This is a genomic window from Bradyrhizobium sp. WBOS07 (genome assembly GCF_024585165.1).
Lineage (GTDB): Bacteria > Pseudomonadota > Alphaproteobacteria > Rhizobiales > Xanthobacteraceae > Bradyrhizobium > Bradyrhizobium japonicum_B.
The window spans coordinates 5,336,409-5,353,262 of the sequence record NZ_CP029008.1 but is presented as its reverse complement, the minus strand read 5'-3'; the positions used below and the strand labels follow the sequence as shown (position 1 = coordinate 5,353,262).

General features: G+C 65.7%; 16 protein-coding genes. 6 read left to right on the top strand and 10 right to left on the bottom strand.

Annotation, left to right across the window (positions count from 1 at the left end; genetic code table 11):
• Positions 1-2: 2 nt before the first annotated feature.
• Both DCM79_RS25520 and DCM79_RS25515 read right to left on the bottom strand, forming a co-directional pair.
• On the bottom strand, positions 3-719 hold the full coding sequence (locus DCM79_RS25520) for an HAD family hydrolase (protein WP_257176879.1): 717 nt from the start codon (positions 717-719) through the stop codon (positions 3-5).
• 49 nt (positions 720-768) lie between these two features.
• Positions 769-1,848, bottom strand: a complete 1,080-nt coding sequence (locus DCM79_RS25515; protein WP_257176878.1) for an ABC transporter ATP-binding protein — start codon at positions 1,846-1,848, stop codon at positions 769-771.
• A gap of 211 nt (positions 1,849-2,059) precedes the next feature.
• Between DCM79_RS25515 and DCM79_RS25510 the strand changes: the two genes are divergently transcribed.
• On the top strand, positions 2,060-2,998 hold the full coding sequence (locus DCM79_RS25510; protein ID WP_257176877.1) for a LysR family transcriptional regulator: 939 nt from the start codon (positions 2,060-2,062) through the stop codon (positions 2,996-2,998).
• 53 nt (positions 2,999-3,051) lie between these two features.
• On the opposite strand, the gene uxuA is transcribed toward DCM79_RS25510, so the two are convergent.
• The 6 genes from uxuA to DCM79_RS25480 form a co-directional block, all read right to left on the bottom strand.
• On the bottom strand, positions 3,052-4,242 hold the full coding sequence (uxuA, locus tag DCM79_RS25505; protein ID WP_257176876.1) for a mannonate dehydratase: 1,191 nt from the start codon (positions 4,240-4,242) through the stop codon (positions 3,052-3,054).
• Between the two features lie 13 nt (positions 4,243-4,255).
• Positions 4,256-5,305: an L-idonate 5-dehydrogenase gene (locus DCM79_RS25500; protein WP_257176875.1), complete on the bottom strand. Its 1,050-nt coding sequence runs from the start codon at positions 5,303-5,305 to the stop codon at positions 4,256-4,258.
• The gene (locus DCM79_RS25495) at positions 5,302-6,708 is read right to left on the bottom strand and encodes a TRAP transporter large permease (protein WP_257176874.1); all 1,407 of its coding nucleotides are present in this window, start codon (positions 6,706-6,708) and stop codon (positions 5,302-5,304) included. Before DCM79_RS25495 ends, DCM79_RS25500 begins: the two co-directional genes overlap by 4 nt.
• A gap of 4 nt (positions 6,709-6,712) precedes the next feature.
• Positions 6,713-7,291, bottom strand: coding sequence for a TRAP transporter small permease (locus DCM79_RS25490; RefSeq protein ID WP_257176873.1), 579 nt, complete (start codon positions 7,289-7,291; stop codon positions 6,713-6,715).
• Positions 7,292-7,420: 129 nt separating this feature from the next.
• Positions 7,421-8,398, bottom strand: coding sequence for a sialic acid TRAP transporter substrate-binding protein SiaP (locus DCM79_RS25485; RefSeq protein WP_257176872.1), 978 nt, complete (start codon positions 8,396-8,398; stop codon positions 7,421-7,423).
• Positions 8,399-8,468: 70 nt separating this feature from the next.
• Positions 8,469-9,275, bottom strand: coding sequence for a FadR/GntR family transcriptional regulator (locus DCM79_RS25480; protein ID WP_257180844.1), 807 nt, complete (start codon positions 9,273-9,275; stop codon positions 8,469-8,471).
• Positions 9,276-9,433: 158 nt separating this feature from the next.
• On the opposite strand from DCM79_RS25480, the gene DCM79_RS25475 reads away from it, so the two are divergent.
• Both DCM79_RS25475 and DCM79_RS25470 read left to right on the top strand, forming a co-directional pair.
• On the top strand, positions 9,434-10,930 hold the full coding sequence (locus DCM79_RS25475; RefSeq protein ID WP_257176871.1) for a mannitol dehydrogenase family protein: 1,497 nt from the start codon (positions 9,434-9,436) through the stop codon (positions 10,928-10,930).
• Between the two features lie 97 nt (positions 10,931-11,027).
• Positions 11,028-11,435 (top strand): nuclear transport factor 2 family protein, encoded by a 408-nt coding sequence (locus DCM79_RS25470; RefSeq protein ID WP_257176870.1) that lies wholly within the window; start codon positions 11,028-11,030, stop codon positions 11,433-11,435.
• 214 nt (positions 11,436-11,649) lie between these two features.
• On the opposite strand, the gene DCM79_RS25465 is transcribed toward DCM79_RS25470, so the two are convergent.
• The gene (locus DCM79_RS25465; protein WP_257176869.1) at positions 11,650-12,678 is read right to left on the bottom strand and encodes a lytic transglycosylase domain-containing protein; all 1,029 of its coding nucleotides are present in this window, start codon (positions 12,676-12,678) and stop codon (positions 11,650-11,652) included.
• A gap of 74 nt (positions 12,679-12,752) precedes the next feature.
• Positions 12,753-13,553 (bottom strand): HAD family hydrolase, encoded by an 801-nt coding sequence (locus tag DCM79_RS25460; RefSeq protein ID WP_257176868.1) that lies wholly within the window; start codon positions 13,551-13,553, stop codon positions 12,753-12,755.
• Between the two features lie 145 nt (positions 13,554-13,698).
• Here DCM79_RS25460 and DCM79_RS25455 point away from each other — a divergent pair, with 145 nt between their 5' ends.
• The 3 genes from DCM79_RS25455 (at position 13,699) to DCM79_RS25445 (ending at position 16,831) form a co-directional block, all read left to right on the top strand.
• Positions 13,699-14,547, top strand: coding sequence for an SDR family oxidoreductase (locus DCM79_RS25455; protein WP_257176867.1), 849 nt, complete (start codon positions 13,699-13,701; stop codon positions 14,545-14,547).
• Positions 14,548-14,665: 118 nt separating this feature from the next.
• Complete coding sequence (locus DCM79_RS25450) at positions 14,666-15,934, top strand: serine hydrolase (RefSeq protein ID WP_257176866.1); 1,269 nt, start codon at positions 14,666-14,668, stop codon at positions 15,932-15,934.
• A 318-nt stretch (positions 15,935-16,252) separates the two neighbouring features.
• Positions 16,253-16,831, top strand: a complete 579-nt coding sequence (locus DCM79_RS25445) for a MarR family winged helix-turn-helix transcriptional regulator (protein WP_257176865.1) — start codon at positions 16,253-16,255, stop codon at positions 16,829-16,831.
• The last annotated feature ends 23 nt before the right edge of the window (positions 16,832-16,854 follow it).

Genomic DNA, 16,854 nt, shown 5'->3' with positions numbered 1-16,854 from the left:
TGTTACGCCGCAGGCCCAACGGCGGCGTCGGCGAGCGCCTTCAACGTCGGGAAATGGAAGTCCGGCTTGGTCAGCATCTCCACCGCCGGCGTGCCGCCGAAGCCGGCGATGCCCTGGCGACGCTCGATCCAGCACACCTTGTAGCCGAGCTTCCGCGCGATCCCGATGTCGTGGTACTGGCTCTGCGCGACATGCAGGATGTCGGACTGCTTGTAGCCGAACGCGGACTGGCGCCCCCTGTTGTAGGCGAAGAACTCAGGGTTGGGTTTTGCAACGCCGGTGTCGTCGGCACACACGGTGTCGTCGAAGGGATCGCCGAGCGCGTGGGCATAGCAGGACAGCGCGACGCGGTCCGCGTTGGTCATCGCCACCAGCCGGAATTTCGTCCGCAAGCGCTTCAGCGCCTCGACCGAATCCGCGAACGGACCCCAGCGCAGCACGGCAAGCTGGAACATGTCGCAGGCCGCATCGTCGGCGGGCAGTCCGAGCTCGGTGGCGAGATGACGATAGACGTGGAACATCGCCTCGCTGGAGCGCCCATAATGCTTGTCGCGGCCGCGCTTGTAGGGCTCGAAGATCTGGTCGTCGCTGAGCTCGGCCGGCGTCTTGCCCGAGATCCTGCGCACCGCGGAGAGCACGCCGGCCTCGAAATCGATCAAGGTGCCGACGACGTCGAAGGTGAGAACCTTGAAATTGCTGAACGCGGCTTGGGTCGACATGTCAGTTTCTTCTTTCGGTTGTACAAGGCTTGAGGTCAGTCCACCCATTTCAGTCCACTCTCGGCACGACGATGGTGTCCTCGGGGTGAAGGGTGACGGTGAGGCGGCCGCCAAGCGGCGGAATGCGGCTATAGGCCTGGTGATAGCTCGGCTGGCGCAGGCTGAGCGCAACGCCGTTTTCGAGCGCCAGAAAGATGCGCAGGCTCTCGCCCTGATAGACGATGTCGGTGACCGTGCCGGTCAGCCGGTTGCAGGCGGAATCCTGCGCGCCGTCGTCGATCAGGAGCTTTTCGCTGTGCACGGCTAGCATCAGCGCATCGCCATCGGGAATGACGCGGGCGCTGCGCAGCAGCGCATCGCCGAGCGCGACACTGGAGGCATCGACGCGGCGAACCGGGAGCATGGTCGCTTCGCCGATGAAGCTCGCGACGAAGGAATCGGCGGGATGATCGTGCAGGCGCTCGGGCACGTCGATCTGGATCAGCCGGCCGTCCTTCATGACCGCGACGCGGTCGCTCATGGTCAGAGCTTCGCGCTGGTCATGGGTGACATAGATGATGGTGGCCTGGATGCGCCGGTGCAGCGCGCGCAGCTCGATCTGCATGGATTCGCGCAGCTGCTTGTCGAGCGCCGACAGCGGCTCGTCCATCAGGATCAGCCGCGGCTCGAAGATCATGGCGCGCGCCAGCGCCACGCGCTGGCGCTGGCCGCCGGAGAGCTGCGCGATGCCGCGGTCCTCATAGCCGGCGAGCCCGACCATGCCGAGCGCCGCGCGGACCTTGTCGGGCCAGGACGCCTTCGGCAGGCGGCGGGCGCGCAAGGGGAAGGCGACGTTCTCGCCGACGCTCATATGCGGGAACAGCGCGTAGTTCTGGAACACGACGCCGATGTCGCGCTTGTGCGGCGGCATGTAGGTGACGTCGCGGCCGCCGAACAGGATCGTGCCCGCCGACGGCAGGATGAAGCCGCCCAGAATTCCAAGCAGCGTGGTCTTGCCCGAGCCGGAGGGACCGAGCAGCGAGACGAACTCGCCGGCGCCGACATTGAGGGAGACGTCGTCGAGGGCGCGGACGGGGCCATAGGCCTTGCTCGCGGCTCTGATCTCGACGCTTTCCGCTCGTTTATCCAACGATCGACCTCGCCCGTCCCTGCAACGGCGTGCCTCACTGCGCGCCATAAGCCTGCTTTATAGACAGGGAATCCGAGCACTCGGGATCGAAGCGTGCGCCGCACCAAATCCTTGCTCGCCAGCCCCTGTCTTTAGGCTGTGATCGCGATGACAACAGACTTGGCAAAACTCGGCAATTGCCAAATTCTCACGCGGCTCATAACATAGCGTTATGCCTGAGCTTCGCCGCATGCTGCCGTCGAGCAACGCCCTGTTCGTCTTCGACGCCGCGGCGCGCAATGGCAGCTTCACGGCCGCGGCCGCCGAATTGAACGTCACGCAGCCGGCGGTGAGCCGGATGCTCGGCCAGTTCGAGGAGCATCTCGGCGTGCGCCTGTTCGATCGCAAGGCGGGACGCGCGGTGCTCACCGAGGAGGGCGAACTGCTCTATCGCCGCGTGCTCGACGGCTTTCGCAGCATCGAGAGCGGGCTGGTCGAGATCGAGCGGCGCCGCAAGGGCACCGAGACGGTGACGCTGTCGGTCTCGTCGGCCTTCACGACGCATTGGCTGATGCCGCGCATCGACAAGCTGCAGAAGCAGTTTCCGCAAGTCGATCTGCGCTTCCAGCTCATCTCCGGCGCGTTGCGCGGGCCGGTGGAGAATGTCGATCTCGGCATGCGCTTCCGCGATCGCGACGAGCCGCCGTCGGGCGGCACGCTGGTGATGAGGGAAGTCATGCTGCCGATGTGCAGCCCCTCCTATCTCGGCGAAACCGATCCCGCCGAGGGCAACACCATCATCCGCCTTGCCGAGACGCCGGGCGACTGGGCCGCGGATTACGCCTCGCTGCTCACCGGGCGCCGCGGCGCGGCCAAGGCGCTGAGCTTCACCGATTATGCCGTCGTGGTGCAGGCCGCCCTGCTCGGCCAGGGCATCGCGCTCGGCTGGCTGACGGTCGCCTCGCACTGGCTGCTCACCGGCGCGCTGATGCCGGCCTCCGACCGGCTCACCACCACGCGCCGCGTCTGCGAATTCCTGCCGCCGCGCAACCGCCCGATGCGTCCGATCGCAGCCGAGATCCGCGACTGGATCATCGCGCAGATGGCAAGCGAGATCGCCGCGATCGACCGGCTCTATCCGAAGCTGGGGGCAATGGCGGCGTGTTATTAGTGCCCCCTCGCCCCACTTGCGGGGAGAGGCAAAGAAGAACCCGCAGCACCGCTCTACCGATGCTCAATCGCGCGGATGGCGCCGCGCAGCTCGGCGAGACCGCGGAGGCGGCCGATGGCGGTGTAGCCGGGGTTGGTGCGCTTGGTGGCGGCGAGGTCATCGAGCATGCGGTGGCCATGATCGGGACGGAACACGATCCTCTTGTCCGGCGGCCGCCGCGCGTTCTCCTTGAGCAGCGCCTTGAGCACTGCGACCATGTCGACGTCGCCGTCGAGATGATCGGATTCGTAGAACGACAGCCCGTCGGCCTCGCGCTTGGTGGCGCGCAGATGGGCAAAGGCGATGCGCGGACCGAAGCGCTCGGCCATTTCAGGCAGGTTGTTTTCCGCGCGCACGCCGAGCGAGCCGGTGCACAGGCAGATGCCGTTGGCCCTGGACGGCACCGCGTCGAACAACGCCTGATAATCGTCGGCCGAGGAGGCAATGCGCGGCAGGCCGAACAACGGCCGCGGCGGATCGTCCGGATGCAGGGTCAGCGACACCCCGAGCTGCTCGGCGACCGGCGTCACGCGCGCCAGGAACTCGGCAAGATGCTGCCGCAGGATCCTTGGCGTGATGTCGCGATAGCTCTCCAGCCGGTCACGGAATTGCGGGATGGTCATCGGCTCGGTGGTCGAGCCCGGCAGCGCGCTGGCGATCACCATCACGAGATAGTCGATATCGGCCTGGCTCAACTGCTCGAACAGCGCCTTCGCGCGCGCCTGCTGTTCGGGCGAGTACTCCTGCACGGCCGCGGGACGCTTGAGAATATGCAGCTCGAAGGCGGCGAAACGATCCTGGTCGAAGCGCATGGCCCGGGCGCCGTTCGGCAGCTCCCATTCGAGATCGGTGCGGCACCAGTCCACGACAGGCATGAAATTGTAGCAGATGATCTTGATGCCGGCCGCCGCGACGGCCTCGAGGCTCGCGATCCACGCCTCGATGGACCTGGTCGCCTTGGCCCCGAGCCGCTTGACGTCGTCGGGGATCGGAATCGATTCCACCACCGACCAGGTCAGTTGCGATCGCCCGGGCTGGCCGTTCTCGATGAAGTTCTTGCGCTCTTCAACCGCCTTGCGCGTCCAGGCCTCCCCGATCGGCACCTGATGCAGCGCCGAGACGATCTGGCTCGCCCCGGCCTGCCTGACGTCATCGAGCGACACCGGATCATCGGGCCCGTACCAGCGCCATCCCTCCAACATCATCGGTCTCCCCCAATCAGGTCGCGGTCAGCACGACCTTGACGCTCTGCGAGCGGTCGAGCGCCAGCCGCAGCGCATCGGGCGCGGTCGCCAGCGGACGCTCGGCGGTGACCAGCGACAGCACGTCGACGCTGCCGTTTGAGATCAGCTCCACTGCGGTCATGAACTCAAAGCCGAAGCGGAACGAGCCGCGCAGGTCGATCTCCTTGGCCATCACCGCATTCGACGGCGTCGGGATCTGGCCGCCCGGCAGATTGCCGATCTGTACCACGATGCCGCCGCGCCTGACGATGCCGATGGCGCTGGCAAGGCCGGCGGCCGTGCCCGACACCTCGAAGGCGACGTCGTATGGGCGCGAGGCCGCCTGCGCCTTCAGGCCCTCTTCCCCGCCCGAGACATTCTCGACATGCGAAGCGCCAAGCCGGGTTGCAAACGCCAGCGGCGCCGGTGCGATGTCGGCCACCGTGATGTCGGCCATGCCGGCGCGGCGCGCGGCCAGCATGGTCAGAAGCCCGATCGGGCCGGCACCGAAGATGATACCGCGCTTGCCCTCGATCTTGCCGGCGCGCGCGACCGCATGCAGGCAGACTGCGAGCGGCTCGGCCAGCGCGGCCGCCTGGTATGACACGTGGTCCGGGATCTTCACGCACTGCGCGGGGATCGCGTCGAAATAATTGGCAAAGCCGCCCTGCATGTGCGGCGTCTTCGAGGCCGAGCCCATGAAGTAGATGTTCTCGCACAGGTTCGGCCGGCCCTCGCGGCAGGCGACGCAATGGCCGCACCAGCGCGACGGGTTGACGGCGACGCGGTCGCCGACCTTCAGATTGGCGGCAGTGCCTGCGATCTCCACGACCTCGCCCGAGATCTCGTGGCCGAGCACCAGCGGCGACTTCACCACGAAATCGCCGGTCCGGGCATGACGGAAATAGTGCATGTCCGAGCCGCAGATGCCGCCGGCGCCGAAGCGGATGCGCACCATGCCCTCAGTGAGCCTGTCGAGCGGATGCTCGATCATGCGCAGATCTTCCGGACCGAACAGGGTTGCGGCGAGAGCGGTCGAGGTCATTTGGAGAGTCCCATGTATTTTGGCAGCCAGAGGGTCAGTTCGGGAATGAAGGTGATCGCGATCAGCCCCAGCATCAGCGGCACCAGCCAGGGCAGGATCGCCACCGTCGTGCGCTCGACCGAGAGTTTTGCGACACGGGCGAGCACGAACAGCACCATGCCGAGCGGCGGATGCAGCAGGCCGATCATCAGGTTCAGCGTCATGATCAGGCCGAAGTGAATGGGATCGATGCCGAGCTTGAGCACGATCGGCAGCAGGATCGGCACCAGGATGGTGATCGCCGCCGTGGTGTCGATGAAGCAGCCGACGAACAGGATCAGCACGTTGGCGAGCGCCAGGAACACCCATTTGTTCTGGGTGATGCTGAGCATCCAGTCCGACAGCATCTGCGCGGCCTGCGACACCGTGAGCAGCCAGGCGAAGATCGAGGCGGCGGTGACGATGAACAGCACGGAGGCCGTGGTCTCGATCGTGTCGAACGTCGCCTTCGCCACCGTCTGCAGCGTCATGGTGCGGTAGCGGACGAGGCCAAGGAACAGCGACCAGATCACCGCGGCAACGGCAGCCTCCGTCGGCGTGAACCAGCCCAGCGTCATGCCGCCGATCAGGATCACCGGCGCCATCAGCGCCATCACCGCCGAGAAGTCGAAATACCAGTCGATCGCCAGCAGCGTGCCGAGGCCGATGACGACCGCCACGTTGATCGAGAGGCCGGCCATCACCATCAGCCAGATCGCCATCGGGAACGACAGCACGATCAAGATCTCGAGGCCCGCCGAGCCGAGCTGCGGCCAGGAGAACGGCGTGTCGCTGCCCCATTTGTTCTTGTGCGCGAAATAGGTGACGGTGATCATCATGAACAAGGTCAGGACGACGCCCGGAATGACGCCACCGAGAAACAGCGCGCCGATCGAGACGTTCGCCATCATGCCGTAGATCACGAAAGGCAGCGACGGCGGGATGATGGGCCCGAGCGTCGCCGAGGCCGCGGTGACGCCGACCGAGAACTCGGTCGAATAGCCGTGGTCCTTCATCGCCTTGATCTCGATGGTGCCGAGGCCGGCGGCGTCCGCGATCGCGGTCCCGGACATGCCGGAAAAGATCACCGAGCCGATGATGTTGACGTGGCCGAGGCCGCCGCGCATCCACCCCACCAGTGCGACGGCGAACTTGTAGATGCGCCCGGTGACGCCGGCGATGTTCATGAGATTGCCGGCGAGGATGAAGAACGGCACGGCGAGCAGCGGAAAGCTCTCGACGCCGGCGATCATGCGCTGCGCCAGCGTGACGTCGGGCGTCACGCCGCTGACCAGGATGTAGAGCAGCGACGAGGCGGCCATGGCGATCGCCACGGGAACGCCGAGCAGCATCAGAAGGAGAAAGCCTCCGAGCAACAGCAGCATGACGTTATATCTCCGACCCGTCGTAGGCACCGGGGCGTTCGAGGACCGAGTAACCCTGCCGCCAATGTTGCAGCGCCGCCTGCACGGAACGCAGGAACATCAGCACGAAGCCGAGCAGGACGAAGTAATAGACGTAGTTCTTGGGGAAATTGATCGTGGTCATCTGCTCGTCGCCGATGATCTGGATGTAGACCCAGACCAGCTTGATGGCGTAGCCGAAGAAGGCGATCCGGATCAGGTCGATCATCGTCGACAGCGCGCGCCCCACGCGCGGCGGCAGATAGCGGTAGAGAAGGTCGACCTGGATGTGCCGGGACAGCCGCACGCACATCGAAGCGCCGATGAAGACCACACCGATCAGGCAATAAGTCGCGATCTCCTCGGTCCAGGCGTAGCTGTCGTTGAGCACGTAGCGGGTGAAGAACTGGAGGAAGACGGCGAGCGCCATCACCCAGAAGACCGCGAGCGCCACCCAATCCTCGAACGCGTAGATACCGAGATCGACCTTCGGCGTCGCCTCCTCCTCGAAAGTATGGGCGATCTCCTCCGCGGTGATCTGCCGGTGGATTTCGGCGGTGGACATTAGGCTACCTCTCTCCAATCGTCGTTCCAGGGCTCGCGAAGCGAGAACCCGGAACCTCGAGATTCCGGGTTCGGTGCTCGGACCGTGCTCTGCACGGTCCGGCGCGCCGCCCCGGAATGACATCCAGTGCTATTTCACCGCCTGGATCTTTTCCCAATCGGCCTTGCGATAGCCGAAGGTCTCGAACGCGACGTTCTTCAGCACGGTGTCGCGGAACTCGTTCTTGTCGACCTCGGTCACGGTCAGGCCCTTGTCCTTGAAGAAGGCGACCAGCTTGGCCTCGTTCTGCTTGATCTCGCCGGTGGCCTTGGCGGCGGCTTCCTGCGCCACGTCGGTGAAGATCTTCTTGTCTTCGTCGCTGAGCTTCTTCCACAGGGCGCCGGCGACCACGGTGTTGAGGTGATCGACGATGTGGCCGGTCAGCACGATGTGCTTCTGCACCTCGTAGAACTTCTTGGCCTCGATCGTGGTCAGGGGATTCTCCTGCGCCTCGACGGTGCCGTTCTGGAGCGCGAGATAGACTTCGGCGAACGCGATCGGCGCGGTGTTGGCGCCGCAGGCGCGCGGCATCGCCAGATAGGCGGGCACGTCCGGCACACGGATCTTCAGGCCCTTCATGTCGGCGCAGGTCTTGATCGGCTTGTTCGACGAGGTCTGCCGCACCCCGTAATAGGTCACCGCGACGATGTGGTGGCCGCTCTTGTCCTCGTAGCCCTTGACGAGCTCCTTGAAGATATCGCTCTTGGTATAGGCGAGCAGATGATCGGCATCGCGGAACGTGTAGGGATAATAGGTCACGCCGATCGGCGCGAAGCTCTTGGCCGCGAAGCTCGAGCCGGAGATGATGAGGTCGACCGAGCCGAGCGAGAGGCCCTGGTTGATGTCGGTCTCCTTGCCGAGCTGGGAGGCCGGGTAGACGTCGATCTGGTAGCGCCCTTTGGTGCGCTTGCCGATCTCCTGCGCGGCCCAGACCGAGGCGGTGTGGAACGGCTCCGAGGTCTCGTAGACATGGGCCCATTTGAGCTTGGTCTGCGCCATGCTGGCACTGGTCGCAGCCAGCAGCGCAGCGGCGGAAATCATTGCTGCAATCGTCATTTTCTTCAACATCGACTTTTCCTCCATCGTTCAAGTCTGCTTCTTGTTCGCCCGCCCCGGCATGGATGCGGGCCGCACAATCTCATCGCCGCCGCGCGCTGCCGCCCGTGGCGCGCTTTTTCGGTTTTGGTTTTGGCGACTTCGCCGGGGCGCGCGCGCTCCGGTTCTCTCCCGACGACGGCGCGGCCGCGTTCTCGGCACCGAAATTCTGCGCGAAGCGCTCCTGCGATCTCGCCAGGTGGACGCGCATCGCCTCGCGCGCGGCTGGCGGATCATGCGCCGCGATCGCCTCGCGCACGGCGCGATGCTCGTCGAGCGCGGTGCGCCAGGTGCCCGGGTTCTCGAAATAATGCGCAAGCTGCGCGAAATAGGGATTGAGGCGCTGGTCGAACAGCTCGCCGACCACGCGCACCAGCACGGCATTGCCAAGGCTGCCGGCGATCGCGACGTGGAATGCGCGGTCGTGAACCATGGAGGCTTCGCCGGGATGCTCGACCTTCTCCATCGCGAGCAGCGAGGCGTCGATGCGGGCGATGTCGTCCTTCGTCGCTACGCGCGCGGCCTCTTCGGCGATCGCGCTTTCCAGGAATTCGCGGGCGCGCAGCAGCTCGAACGGCCCCTCGATGACCGACGCGGCTGGCGGCGCGGCGATTGCGGCGGGCTCGATCACATAGATGCCGGAGCCGACGCGAATACGCAGCCGCCCCTCGACCTCGAGCGCGATCAGGGCTTCGCGCACCGTGGGCCTGGACACCTTGAGCTGCTCGGCGAGCTCGCGTTCGGTCGGCAAGCGGCTGCCGACCGCGTACTCGCCGCTGTCGATCAGGCTCCGCAATTGATCGGCGACCTGGCGATAGAGCCGTCTCGCCTCCACAGCTTCCAGCGGCACGCTGGTCCTCCCGAAAGGGGTCACGCGGGACTTTCCGCCCGCGGCCCGCCAATTTTGGAAAATTGGCCTTACCAATTGACCAGAGCATTGACCCGGTCCGGGCGCCATGTCAAGCAGCGGCAAAGCTCAAGCAGCGGCAAAGCAAAGGGGAGACGTCCATGCGCCCAGGTTCAGCGCGTCTTGGCGGGGGTCTTGCCAGGGCCAATCTCGACCGGCTGCCGCCGGCCGTCCGCCGCCCGGCCTACGACCTCTCGCGCGTCACGCCCGGCATCGTGCATCTGGGTCTCGGCGCGTTTCATCGCGCGCATCAGGCCGTCGTCATCGACGATTGCCTTGCCACGGGCAGCGCGTCCTGGGGCATTGTCGGGGCGAGCCTGCGCAGCCCGGACACGCGCGACGCCCTCGCCCCGCAGGATCATCTCTACACAATTGCCGTACGCGCCGCGGAGGGCACCGAGCATCGCGTCATCGGCGCGCTGCTCGACAGTGTCGTCGCACGCGAGAAGCCGGCGGCCCTGGTCGAACGGATGGCCGATCCGGCCACGCGCATCGTCTCGCTCACCGTCACCGAGAAGGGCTATTGCCACACGCCGCAGACCGGCGATCTCGACGAGCGGCACCCTGACGTCGTGCATGACCTGAACAATTTGGACGCGCCGCGATCGGCGCCCGGCTTCATCGTCGCGGCGCTGGCGCGGCGGCGCGCGCTCGGAGCCAAGCCCTTCACCGTGCTGTGCTGCGACAATCTCGCCGCCAATGGCCACACCACACAGCGGATCGTGACGCAGTTCGCCGCGCTGCGCTCCAAGGATCTCGGCAAGTGGATCGCGGACAATGCCGCCTTCCCCTCGACCATGGTCGACCGTATCGTTCCTGAAACCACGGCTGCCGACCGGGACGCGGTGTCATCCGCGCTGGGCCTGCGCGACGCCTGGCCCGTCATGACCGAGCCTTTCACGCAATGGGTGGTGGAGGACCGCTTCACGGCCGGCCGGCCCGATCTTGCCGCGGCCGGCGTCGAGCTCGTCAGCGACGTCAAGCCGTTCGAGCTGATGAAGCTGCGGCTGCTCAACGCCAGCCATTCGGCGCTGGCCTATCTCGGCTATCTCGCGGGCTACGAGACCATCGCCGACACCATGCAGGATCCGCATTTCGCGCGTTTGGCCGCGCAGGTGATGGAGCAGGCCGCGGCGACGCTGACGATGCCATCAGGCACGGATCTCGCCGCCTATCGCGCCTCACTGCTGAAGCGCTTCTCCAATCCGGCGCTGCATCACCGCACCTGGCAGATCGCGATGGACGGCTCGCAAAAGCTGCCGCAGCGCCTGCTCGGCACGATGCGTGACCGCCTCGCCAAGAACCTGCCGATCGCAACGCATGCGCTCGCGGTGGCCGGCTGGATGCGCTACGTCAGCGCAACAGACGAGCAGGGCCGCGCCATCGACGTGCGCGATCCGCTTGCCGCCGAGTTCGCACAGCTGGCGCGCGAGGCGGGGCCCGTCGCGGAGCGGCTCGCGCCCGCGCTGCTCGCCGTGGAGAAGGTGTTCGGACCGCTCGGCGCGGAGCCGCGCCTGCGCGAGGCGGTCACCGCGGCCCTCGGCCGTCTCTACCAGGACGGCGCGCGGCGGGCGGTGGAGTCGCTGGTCTCGGCTTGAGCACAAGCGCACAATGCTGCACTGCGGTCCAAATTGAACGCCACGTCGAACGGAAGTCGCGCTTGATTTTTGTCTGTCGTTGCCTCACCCGGGAGTGATGGCAAAAGACAGCAAGATCATCGCCGCCAACGCGGCCTTCTACGCCGCGTTTTCAGCAGGCGATTTCGCCGGCATGGAACGGATGTGGGCGGATGACGACGGCATTTCCTGCATCCATCCCGGCTGGCCCGCCATCGTCGGCCGCGCCACGGTGATCGGAAGCTGGCGCGACATCCTGCAAAATCCAGAGCGGCCGCAGATTGTCTGCGCCGAGCCGCAGGCGATCGTCGACGGCGACAGCGCCCGCGTGCTCTGCATCGAGATCGTCGACGGCACCGCCTTGGCCGCTGCGAACCATTTCCGCCGCGTCGGCGACGATTGGCGCCTGGTGCATCACCAGTCGAGCCCGATCGCGCAGATTGTCGAGCAGGCCGAGGACGATAGGACGAGCCATCGGGTCCACTGAACGGGCAAAAGCGGGCGGGCGCGCTCTAAGTCGCGTGCTCACAGTTCCAGCACGAGTCCCGTTTCACCTTTGACGGTAGACCTCGAAGCGTCGCAGACCGATGACCGCTAAGGGGTCACAAGCGGCGGCCCGGGTCGGCGCGGCACCGCGTCCAGTCTTCTGCCAGCAGCAGGCGTCCAGGTCGGCTTATCAGCTAACCCCGCCGACAACTGAATTATTGGCTTGGCGCCGCGGCAGCAGTCGCCACGTACTTCCCGTAGAATTCGGCGACCCGGCCGCGCCACATGCCGACGAACGCCTCTGACGTCACGTTCTCGACCGATTTCCAGTTGCGCTTGAAGGCGGGGAGGACATTGCCCCAGATCGCGCGTTTGCACCACCGCTCGCCCTTCTCCTTGCCTTCGCTGCTGGCGCACATGGATTTCCAGGCGAGGCGAGCGGGCTTGCTGATGTGCTCAGCGGCACCTTCCCAGCCCTGCTGATGGATCAGGTAAAGATCGCTCATGTCGGGCGTCCGGTGCGTGATCCATCCGAACTGGACGCCTTCAGTCAGGATCTTGTAGGCGGCCGCGACGGCATTATCCCGCGGACTGCGAATCTGCCCGAAGCCGAACTTCCCGAACTCATAGTGGCTGAGCTGAAAAAGCCCGATATAGGACCCGGTGCGTTGATTGGGGTTGAAGCCAGACTCGATCTTGGCGACCGCCATCATGAAATTGAAATCGAGCCCGAACGCGTCGGCGGCGCGCTTGATCTCTTCGGCCGGCGTTCCGACCGGAATGTCCTTGAACGCACGCAAGACGATCTCCGCCGGCTTTTCGGCGGGCGGCAGTTCGGACCAGACATAGTAGACCAGATAACGAAAATCCTGCGTCGATGCCGCTTTCGGAGTCTCAAAGGACGCATCGCGTTCTGGCGGCAGCGGTTGGACGACATCCGGTCCCAACGACGCCAGCTTTGGCGCGGCGGATTCACCGACAAGCTCGGCGTCGGCGCTCAACGGGCTGGAACCTGCTGACGTCTCCGGACCAGGCGCCGCTCTTTCCGACCGAAGCGCCGCCGCAAGTCTGGCGGATGCCTCTGCGTACAAGGCGGGCGTCACCGTGTTCGCAGGCGCCGCCATGCTCGCTGCCGCTTCCGGCATGAGGTCCGGCGCCATCGCGGCCGGTCTGTTACCGGCGGCCAGATAAAGTCCCGCGGATGCGATAACAGCCACGATGCAAAGGGTCTGCGAAGCCTTCATTGCCCGGATGGCTTCTGTACGAAGGCTGTCGGCATGTTCCTGCGGATCTGTGGCTGAGTATTCTTCGTAGAATCTTAAGGTTTAAATGTGGTGAACGAGAGCAGGCTTTCTGCCTCGTGGCTCGATGTATCCCCCTTGCGAGTTCCCGTTTTTTGCCCGGCGACCAGTTCCGACAAATCGTCCAGCACGCACTGCGCCGCGGCAAAATCATCATCCGCAAAGAACATGCTGCGGGTGATGATGACAGGGATATTCGCCCGCGACGCCGCGATCAGCCCGTTGGCGGAATCCTCAACGGCGACGCAGTCGGCCGCGCCCAGCTGCAGCCGCGCCAGCGTTTCGAGATAGACGTCCGGCGCGGGTTTCTTGTGCCTGACGTCGTCGCCGGCGACGATCGCATCGAACTCCGCCGCCCAGCGCGCCCCCAGCGCCTGCGACAGGAGCGCATCGATGTTGCCGTGCGAGGTGGTGGTCGCGATCGCGAGCCGCTGGCGGCGTGCCTTTGAAGCGGCGAGCAGCTCGATCACGCCGGGCCTCAAGCGACAGCAGCCGGTCTCGACCATTTCGGCATAACGCGCCGTCTTGACGCGGTGAAGCGCGGCGATGTCCGCATCCGACAGCGGCGGAGCGGTCGGCAGCCGCGCATGGTAGGCGCGCATGCGCTCCTTACCGCCGGTCACCCGCAGCAGCTCCTTGTAGACGGCGCGGTCCCACTGCCAGTCGAGACCGTGGCGGGCGAAGGCATGGTTGAAGGCCTGCCGATGCAGCTCCTCGGTCTCGGCCAGGGTGCCGTCGACGTCGAAGATCAGCGCGGCCGCGCGCCGGATCAGCTCGCTGGCATTCGCCGGCGCCAAGGCGAGCGCTTCTGCCTGCATGATCGGTGCCTCCCTGTGACAGGCGAACATCGCCCGAGACAGGATGCGAGACAAATCGCAATATCTTTTGCCGGACCCAAAAATCTCTTATGAGCGAAAGGCGCGCGATGGCGCGGACGGGAACTTCGAGCTTTCAGGGAGACCCATGCGCCTCTTCATTCTCGGCCTCGGCTACAGCGCCTTGCATTTCGTCCGCAAGCACGGCGACAACTTCCCGCATCGCGCCGGCACCGTGCGCGATCCGGTGCAGCGGAACGACCTCGCCGGCATCGAGGTCCACGCCTTTTCCGGCAGCCCTCCGTCGCGCGAGACGGTCGAGCAGGTGTGCGACGCCGACGTGCTTCTGGTGTCGATCCCGCCCGGCAGCACCGGCGATCCCGCCATCGCCGCGTTCGGCGACGTGCTGACGGCGGGCCGCCGCAAGATCGTCTATCTCTCGACGATCGGCGTCTATGGCGACCATGGCGGCGGATGGGTCGACGAGAGCACTCCCCCGCAGTCAGCGCTCGACCGTGCGCGCCTGCGGCTTGCCGCCGAGCAGGCCTGGATGGACGTTGCGCACGGCAATGCCGCAATCCTGCGGCTTGCCGGCATCTATGGTCCCGGCCGCAATGCGCTGGCGACGCTGCGCGCGGGAACGGCGCGGTGCATCATCAAGCCCGGACAGGTCTTCAACCGCATCCATGTCGACGATATCGCCAGCGCGATTATGGCCGCCATCCGCCACGAAAGCGGCGGCATCTGGAACGTCTGCGACGACGAGCCTGCGCCGCCGCAGGACGTGGTCGCCTATGCCGCGACGCTGATGGGCGTGGCGCCACCACCGGAAGAGGCGTTCGCGACGGCCGAGATGTCGCCGATGGCCCGCAGCTTCTATGCCAGCAGCGCCCGTGTCTCCAACGCGAAATTGAAGCGCGAGCTCGGCGTCGCGCTGGTCCATCCGACCTATCGGCACGGCCTCGATGCGCTGTGGCGCGCGGGCGAAGCACGATAGGGTTCCGGCATTCCCGGCGCCCCAGTCATGCCCCGCCCGTGCTTGACTTCGCGTCGATGCGGACGTGATCTAGGCCTCGCGTGGGCCACCGCACAACGAGCTCGCCTGGGAGGACGCAATGATCAAGACGATCGCCATGATCGCGACGGCGGCTGCCGTCATCGCCTTCGGCACGGCCAGCGCCGCGCCACTGCCCGAAGCCAATCCCGACGACGTCGGCTTTTCCAAGCCGGGCCTGGCACGCCTCGACAATTTCTTCGCGCGCGAGATCGCCGCCAAGCGCGTGCCCGGCGCCGTCGTCGCCGTCGCGCGGGACGGCAAGCTGGTGCACTACAAGGCCTACGGCCTGCTCGATCCGGACAAGGGCACGCCGATGCCGGTCGATGCGATCTTCGCGCTGGCCTCGATGACCAAGCCGATGGCGGCGGTCGCGGGCCTGACGCTGATGGAGCAGGGACGGCTGCCGCTCCAGGCCAAGCTGTCCAATTACTATCCCGGCTTTGCCGACATGAAGGTCGGCGTGACCGGAGCCGACGGTTCGCTCAAGCTCGAGCCCCAGGCCTCGCCAATCTTCATCCACGATCTCTACCGGCACACGTCGGGCTTGATGTATGGCGGCCGGCCGGACTCGTCGAGCCCGGTGGCGCGGCAATACCCTGACGGCATTGCTCCGGCGATCGAAGGCGACACCCAGGCCTTCATCGACCGCATCACCAAGCTGCCGCTGGCGCAACAGCCCTCGACCGCGTTCGAATACGGCTTTTCGATCGACGTGCTCGGCGCGGTCGTCGAGAAGGTGAGCGAGCAGAAGCTCGGCGACTATCTCGCCGCCAATGTCTGGCAGCCGCTCGGCATGAAGGACGCCACCTTCCACCCGACCGACGCGCAGCGCCCTCGCCTCGCCCGCCCCTTCGCCAACGATCCGCTGACCGGCAAGCCGCAAGCCATCAAGCTGCTGGACACGCCGACCAAGTTCGACTGCGGCGGCGCCTGCGCGTTCGCCACGATCGGCGACTACCTCCGCTTCGGCCAGATGCTGCTCAACGGCGGCGAGCTCGACGGCCAGCGCATCCTTTCCCCGAAGACCGTGCATCACATGACGGCCAACCATCTCGGTCCCGAGATCAAGAACAACGTGGCCAAGGTCGAGCCGCATCGCGCCGGCTTCGGCTTCGGCCTTTCGGTCGCGGTCCGGACCAGCGAGGGGCTGTCAGCGGTCCCCGGCAATCCCGGCGAGTTCACCTGGAACGGAGCCTACGGAACGCAGTTCTTCTGCGATCCCAAGGAGCGTCTCGTCGTTGTGGTCGGAACGGCGGCGCCGGGCGAGCTCCGGAAATACTATCGCGAGCAAGTCCAGGACATCGTCTATGGCGCGATGACGAAGTGAGAGCGAGAAAGCTGCCGGCGACGAAGCCGTAGAGCTCGAACATATTCCCCGCTGCTGCCAATGCCGCACGTGTGCCCAATCACGTGCGAGCCGCCGTCATTTGATTGAAATCTTCAAAGAATTTGAGCTGTGCGATTTACTCGAACTTTCTTTGTGACGTCCTAGTTCCACGGCCGGAAGCTCCAATGGCGAGCTTCTTCCCCACTCGCGTTACGCATCCGGCAACGGACGAACGGCGAAGCGCGACTTCATCTCGTCCACTCAGATTGCGCTCCAATAGGCTCAATTGAATAGAGCTCTATCCGGCTTGGAATTGAAATGAATTTGGCTCGCGAATCGATTGCACTGCTGGAGCAGGCCGCAAGCATCCTGTGGTTCGAAGGCGCCAAGCACGGCCTGCGCGACCGCGAGTGGATGGCGCTGCGGTTCCTCTCCCGCGCCAACCGCTTCTCCCGGACGCCTTCGGCGCTCGCAACTTATGTCGGCACCACGCGCGGCACCGCATCCTTCATCATCGGAGAGCTCGAGCGGCTCGGCTACCTCGAGCGGAAGCGCTCCGCCACCGACAAGCGCTCGGTGATGTTGAGCGTGACGCAGCAGGGCAAGAAACTCCTGGTGCGCGATCCCGTCAACGTTCTGATCGAGGCGATTGCCGGGCTCGACGACGAGGTCAAGATCCGTTTCCGCGACACGTTCCGGCATCTGCTGGACCAGTCGGACACGGCCGAGCAGCGGCACCACACCGACGTCTGCAGGCGATGCATCTTTCTTCGGGAGGACCGCACCGCCTCGGACAGCAAGGCGACGGCCGGGCTCAGCTGCCGCCTGTTCCGCTCGCCGATCGCAGAGGCGGAGGTCGATCTGCTCTGCACCAGCTTCGAGCATCACCGCCAGTAGAAGCCGGCCTCAGCCGGCCTTGT

What these genes read in the sequence shown, in the direction of transcription:
- DCM79_RS25520 (WP_257176879.1), bottom strand. Translation starts at nt 719, where the DNA reads ATGTCGACCCAAGCCGCGTTCAGCAATTTCAAGGTTCTCACCTTCGAC.
- DCM79_RS25510 (WP_257176877.1), top strand. Translation starts at nt 2,060, where the DNA reads ATGCCTGAGCTTCGCCGCATGCTGCCGTCGAGCAACGCCCTGTTCGTC.
- uxuA (WP_257176876.1), bottom strand. Translation starts at nt 4,242, where the DNA reads ATGATGTTGGAGGGATGGCGCTGGTACGGGCCCGATGATCCGGTGTCG.
- DCM79_RS25500 (WP_257176875.1), bottom strand. Translation starts at nt 5,305, where the DNA reads ATGACCTCGACCGCTCTCGCCGCAACCCTGTTCGGTCCGGAAGATCTG.
- DCM79_RS25495 (WP_257176874.1), bottom strand. Translation starts at nt 6,708, where the DNA reads ATGCTGCTGTTGCTCGGAGGCTTTCTCCTTCTGATGCTGCTCGGCGTT.
- DCM79_RS25490 (WP_257176873.1), bottom strand. Translation starts at nt 7,291, where the DNA reads ATGTCCACCGCCGAAATCCACCGGCAGATCACCGCGGAGGAGATCGCC.
- DCM79_RS25485 (WP_257176872.1), bottom strand. Translation starts at nt 8,398, where the DNA reads ATGTTGAAGAAAATGACGATTGCAGCAATGATTTCCGCCGCTGCGCTG.
- DCM79_RS25475 (WP_257176871.1), top strand. Translation starts at nt 9,434, where the DNA reads ATGCGCCCAGGTTCAGCGCGTCTTGGCGGGGGTCTTGCCAGGGCCAAT.
- DCM79_RS25470 (WP_257176870.1), top strand. Translation starts at nt 11,028, where the DNA reads ATGGCAAAAGACAGCAAGATCATCGCCGCCAACGCGGCCTTCTACGCC.
- DCM79_RS25465 (WP_257176869.1), bottom strand. Translation starts at nt 12,678, where the DNA reads ATGAAGGCTTCGCAGACCCTTTGCATCGTGGCTGTTATCGCATCCGCG.
- DCM79_RS25460 (WP_257176868.1), bottom strand. Translation starts at nt 13,553, where the DNA reads ATGCAGGCAGAAGCGCTCGCCTTGGCGCCGGCGAATGCCAGCGAGCTG.
- DCM79_RS25455 (WP_257176867.1), top strand. Translation starts at nt 13,699, where the DNA reads ATGCGCCTCTTCATTCTCGGCCTCGGCTACAGCGCCTTGCATTTCGTC.
- DCM79_RS25450 (WP_257176866.1), top strand. Translation starts at nt 14,666, where the DNA reads ATGATCAAGACGATCGCCATGATCGCGACGGCGGCTGCCGTCATCGCC.
- DCM79_RS25445 (WP_257176865.1), top strand. Translation starts at nt 16,253, where the DNA reads ATGAATTTGGCTCGCGAATCGATTGCACTGCTGGAGCAGGCCGCAAGC.